General features: G+C 36.7%; 5 protein-coding genes. 3 read left to right on the forward strand and 2 right to left on the reverse strand.

All coding sequences use genetic code 11. From position 1 onward, the window contains the following. Positions 1-353 (reverse strand): small multi-drug export protein (locus KHW44_RS06645; protein WP_304067519.1); only part of this gene is annotated, 353 nt, incomplete at its 3' end. A gap of 8 nt (positions 354-361) precedes the next feature. Beyond that, positions 362-1,012, reverse strand: coding sequence for an HAD family phosphatase (locus KHW44_RS06650; protein WP_294685445.1), 651 nt, complete (start codon positions 1,010-1,012; stop codon positions 362-364). Positions 1,013-1,173: 161 nt separating this feature from the next. On the opposite strand from KHW44_RS06650, the gene KHW44_RS06655 reads away from it, so the two are divergent. The 3 genes from KHW44_RS06655 to KHW44_RS06665 form a co-directional block, all read left to right on the forward strand. Further along, entirely contained in the window at positions 1,174-2,406 is a 1,233-nt protein-coding gene (locus KHW44_RS06655; protein ID WP_035109364.1) for an aminopeptidase, read from the forward strand. Continuing rightward, positions 2,406-4,202 (forward strand): oligoendopeptidase F, encoded by a 1,797-nt coding sequence (gene pepF, locus KHW44_RS06660; RefSeq protein ID WP_294685442.1) that lies wholly within the window; start codon positions 2,406-2,408, stop codon positions 4,200-4,202. Before KHW44_RS06655 ends, pepF begins: the two co-directional genes overlap by 1 nt. Before the next feature lie 51 nt (positions 4,203-4,253). Then, on the forward strand, positions 4,254-4,537 hold a 284-nt coding region (locus tag KHW44_RS06665; RefSeq protein ID WP_304067526.1), incomplete at its 3' end, for an ATP-binding cassette domain-containing protein.

Below are 4,537 nucleotides of genomic sequence, written 5' to 3' on the forward strand. Positions count from 1 at the left end.
AATCCCAAGAATGATGCCACCAATGCGCCAGTCCAAGCGCCTGTTCCAGGAAGTGGAATCGCCACCAAAATGTAGAGTCCCAGTCTTCCGTATTTGTCGATTGTCTTGCTTTTTTCTTGTGCTTTTTTGTTAATCCAATCCACAAATGGCTTGAAAGTGTCGATTGTATCCAACCATTGTAGGACTTTTTGTGTCAACAAAATCAAAAATGGTATTGGCAATATGTTGCCAATCACAGACAAGAAGAACGCTAATGCAGGGTTAATGTTATTTGCAAGTGCATAAATCATTGACCCTCTGATTTCCAAAACAGGAAGCATGGACAATATGAACATATAAATTATTTTATTCATACAATCTCCTATTTAAACAAATCGTAGTCCAAATCATCGTAAGATTCAATGTATTGGTCCACTTTTTCATCAATTATATCATAATCATTAACAGTGGATTCGTCAGTTATTCCCACGATTTTAAATCCCATTTTGTCGACCGTATCGATGCAGTACAACGCATCTTCAAATACAATCGTGTCATCCACATTAGAGCCCAATTTTTCAAGAGCATTATTCCAATATTCTTCTTCGTATTTGTGGTAGCCCACGGATTTACAAGTTTGCACGAATTCAAAATAATCCAATATACCTTGTTTTTCAAGAGCTGGAATTGCCAATTGGTCTTCTGTGGCTGTTGCAACACACATTTTAATTCCCATTGATTTTAGCTTTTCGAGCATATCCAAAACGCCCGGTTTCAAATCAAATTCATTCATATATCCGTTTCTAATTGTGTAATATATAAAGTTCAAACCATCGTCTGTGGTTTTTTTGATGTCAAAAGTTTCGTGAATGTAATCAATAGATGTCAAAAGTGTTTTGGTTTTGATTGTCCTTATAAAATCATCGTCAGGTTTTATTCCCAAATTTTCAATGTAATCTAAAATAACTCTGTTCCATTTGTACATGGAGTTAATCAAAGTTCCATCCATATCAAAAATTGCGTATTTAATCATAAATTCATCCTTTCATTTATATTTAGATTTTAGTATATGGGGTATGTAAAGTCAATCAAAATCCAGTGTTTTTACGTATTTTACAAATATTTTATTTTTATAAAATTGAAAAATTATTGGGAAAACCATATAATATTATTAGTGATACGAGGAGGAATAATATGGAAAATTTTGACAAAAAACTAAACAATTACGCAAGATTAATTATCGAAAAAGGAATCAATGCAAACGATAGACCACTTGTAATTCGTTGTGCAGTTGAAAGAGCTGACTTTGCAAGACTTTTGGTAAAATACGCTTATGAAAAAGGCTGCAGCGAAGTTATTATGGAATGGAATGACGATGCAATCAACAGAATGTACTACGAAAACGCATCAGAAGAAGCTTTGAAGGACTTTCCAGATTTTATCGTTGAAAAATCCAAATACTATTTTGAAAAAAAAGCAGGGGTAATATCTGTATCTTGCCAAGATCCTGAAAATTTGAAGGGAGTGGACCCTGACAGAGTTCAAATGAGATCCAAGGTTTCTGCTGAAAAGATGAAGCCAATTCAAAAATACACAATGAATGACATCAACAGCTGGTGTGTTGTCGCAGCTCCAAGCGTTGGCTGGGCAAAGAGAGTATTCCCAGAACTTTCAGAAGAAGAAGCTGTAGAAAAATTGTGGGATCAAATCTTCAAGGCAACTCGTTCTGACACAGAAGATCCAATCAAAGCGTGGGATGAACATTTGGATACAATGAACAAACACGCAGAGTTTATGAACAAGCACCAATTCGTGAAGCTTCACTACACAAATTCATTGGGAACTGATTTGACAATCGAACTTCCAAAAGGACACGTGTGGATAGCTGCACAATCCACAGATAATTACGGAAATGATTTCGTGCCAAACATTCCAACAGAAGAAGTGTTCACAGCACCTCACAGAGACAAGGTAAACGGCGTTGTGTACAGCACTAAGCCTTTGAATTACGGTGGCAACACTATCGACAAGATGAGATTTGAATTTAAAGATGGAAAAGTTGTGGATTTCGATGCAGAAGTTGGCAAGGAAACTTTGAAGAATATGTTCGATACTGATGAAAACGGAAAATACTTGGGAGAAGTGGCTCTTGTTCCTTACGAATCTCCAATTTCCAAATCAAACGTCACATTCATCAAAACATTGTACGACGAAAACGCATCATGTCACCTTGCATTCGGCCAAGCTTATCCAACTTGCGTAGAAGGCGGAGTGGACATGAATGAAGATGAATTGAAGAAAAATGGAATCAACGATTCATTGATTCACGTGGATTTCATGGTTGGTTCTGAAGATATGAGAATCGTTGGAACTACAGCTGATGGCAAAGAAGTAGAAGTATTTAAGGAAGGAAACTGGGCAATCTAATGGATATACTAAAATATTGCAAAAGAGAAGAAGCAGACCCACAATACATGTGGGATTTGTCTGCATTATATAAAACAGAAGAAGAATTCGAAAAAGCAGTGAAGACAATTGATTTGATGGCAGATGATTTCAAGAAAAATTACGAAAATAAACTCAAATCAGCAGACATCATCAAAAACGCAATGGACGATTACAGAGATATCGTGGCTAATATCGACCGCATCGCACACTACGCATCACTTGATGTGGAAGCAGACGGCCACAACGAAAAATCCCAAAAAAGAGCCATGGCTACATTCACAAAAATCGCAGACATCGAAAACAAAATGAGTTTTTTTGAAACAGAACTTGTACAAGTTGACGAACAAACACTTGAAGAAGTGAAAAACGACACCAACAACACAAGATACATCGACGATTTGTTGAAGAAAAAAGAACACATCTTATCCAAAGAAGTGGAAAATGCTATAAGCAAATTCTCACAAACATTCAGCTCATTTTACGAAATCTACAACACAACGAAAATTCACGACATCACATTCCCTGATTTCGAAGTAAATGGCAAAAAATACGAAATGACTTACAATTTGTTCGAAGGAGTCTACGACAACGACCCTGACACAGATTTGAGAAGAAAATCATACGAAGTCTTCTACAAGGAACTTGCCAAATACAAAAACACAACAGCGATGATTTATCTATCACATTGCCAAGCAGAAAAGGCAGAAAGTGAACTAAGAGGATACGATTCAGTGATCGATTTCTTATTAGACAGACAAAACATCTCTCGTGAATTGTACGACAGACAACTAGATGTAATCATGCAAGAACTTCCTAAACACATGAGAAAATACGCCCAAATCATCAAAAAAGAATACGATTTGGACAAAGTTACATTCATGGACTTGAAGCTTGACGTGGAAAACTCATTCTCCAAAAACATTTCAGTAGAAGATGCAAGGAATTTGGTCAAAGACGGACTTTCAATTCTAGGTGAAGATTATTCCAAAATGCTAGATCGTGCATTTGACGAAAAATGGATTGATTTTGTAAACACATTTGGGAAATCAACAGGGGCATTCTGCGCATCGCCATTCTTGGCACACCCATACGTGTTGATATCTTGGACTGGCAAACTAACAGAAGCCATCGTATTGTCGCACGAATTGGGACATGCAGGACAATCCTACATCTCACAAAAAACACAAAACGTGTTGGACAACGATCCATCAATGTACTTCGTGGAATCACCATCCACAACAAACGAACTCATCATGAGTAGATACTTGCTAGAAAAAGCAACAACTGACCAAGAAAGAAGATACTTGTGTGGACAAATAATCTCCAGAACCTACTTCCACAACTTCGTCACACACTTCATCGAAGGATACTACCAAAGAGAAGTGTACAAATTAATCGATAAGAAAGAAGGATTCACAGCAGATGATTTGTCAAGAATCTTCAAAGAAACACTACAAAAATTCTGGGGAGAAGACGTTGAAATCAACGAAGGATCAGAATTGACATGGATGAGACAACCTCACTACTACATGGGATTGTATCCATACACTTACTCCGCAGGACTAACAATCGGAACACAAGTATCCAAAATGATTGTAGAAGAAGGAAAACCAGCAGCAGACAGATGGCTTAAAGCATTGGCATTAGGCTCCACAGAAGATTCTGTCGGAATTGCAAAAGCTGCAGGAGTAGACATCACAACAGATAAACCACTCAAAGACACCATCGAATACATCGGCAAAGTAATCGATGACATCGAAAAATACGACAAATAATATAAAATTGGCACCGTTTTGGTGCCAATTTACATAGATAAGAGGCAACAAATGTATATACAATTTAATAATATTAAAAAATCATTCGACGGAAATACTGTACTTGACGTTGAGAATTTGCAAATAGAAAAGGGCGAAATAGTTTCAATTATAGGGAAAAATGGATCCGGTAAAAGCACACTAATTAAGATTTTGTGTGGATTATTGTACCAAGACCAAGGAGAATGTATGGTTGATAATATATCCAACAAAAATTCTAAAATCAGAGAACACACCAAACTTGTGCTCGAAAGTGGTGGAGGATATTACGATTATTTAACAGCCACTGAAAACAT

This window comes from Finegoldia magna (assembly GCF_018371055.1).
Lineage (GTDB): Bacteria > Bacillota > Clostridia > Tissierellales > Peptoniphilaceae > Finegoldia > Finegoldia magna_I.

Coding starts and splice junctions, on each gene's coding strand:
- KHW44_RS06650 (WP_294685445.1), bottom strand. CDS start 1,012: ATGATTAAATACGCAATTTTTGATATGGATGGAACTTTGATTAACTCC.
- KHW44_RS06655 (WP_035109364.1), top strand. CDS start 1,174: ATGGAAAATTTTGACAAAAAACTAAACAATTACGCAAGATTAATTATC.
- pepF (WP_294685442.1), top strand. CDS start 2,406: ATGGATATACTAAAATATTGCAAAAGAGAAGAAGCAGACCCACAATAC.